This is a genomic window from Mesorhizobium sp. WSM4806 (genome assembly GCF_055811635.1).
The window spans coordinates 1-742 of record NZ_JBVVQZ010000066.1 but is presented as its reverse complement, the minus strand read 5'-3'; the positions used below and the strand labels follow the sequence as shown (position 1 = coordinate 742).

Below are 742 nucleotides of genomic sequence, written 5' to 3'. Positions count from 1 at the left end.
CCATGCAGAACAAGTCCCTAGCAGCCACTGGCTTTCTCTGCCTGGGCGTTCTCGTCTTCTCACTGCAGGACGTGATCCTGAAGGGCCTCTCGGACACCTATCCCGTTACGCAAGCGATGACTGTTCGATCAATCGTCGCATTGCCCATTCTGCTGGTGCTGGTAGGCGCGACCGCCAGACTACGGTCTATTTTCTCAAAGCGAGCCGGGCTGCTCGCCATCCGAGCGGTAATCTCGCTTGGAGCATACCTCTTCTATTATCTCTCGATCGCAGCGCTTCCTCTGGCCGATGCTGTCGCACTCTTTTTCGTCGCCCCGCTTATCATTGCAGGTCTCGGGATTCTCTTCCTCGGAGAGCGGCCTCACACCGCAACCCTGATCGCGCTCATTGTTGGTCTGCTCGGCGTCATCATAACGCTGCAACCGGGTCTTGCTGTCTTCGAATGGGCAGCTGCGTTGACCCTCCTGGCTGCTGCTCTGTACTCGTCGGCCCAGGTCTTGGCGAGGAAACTTGGCGACAGCGAGGTCGCCGCGGTTATCACCTTCTATCAGAACCTGGCCTTCCTCACCGGCGCGCCGGCGCTGGCGGCGCTTGTGAGCTCGGGCGGCCTTGAAGACGCCAATCATCCAAGTCTTGCCTTCCTCACGCGCCCATGGGTCTGGCCTACGCTCCAGGATACTTTGCTGATGGCCGGCTGCGGTGTGATCGCATCTGCCGGAATGACATTGCTTTCCCAGGCTTA

1 protein-coding gene is annotated in these 742 nt (G+C 59.3%); it reads left to right on the top strand.

What is annotated here, in order from left to right; genetic code table 11:
* On the top strand, positions 1–742 hold a 742-nt coding region (locus AC0L2M_RS34600; RefSeq protein WP_473537269.1), incomplete at both ends, for a DMT family transporter.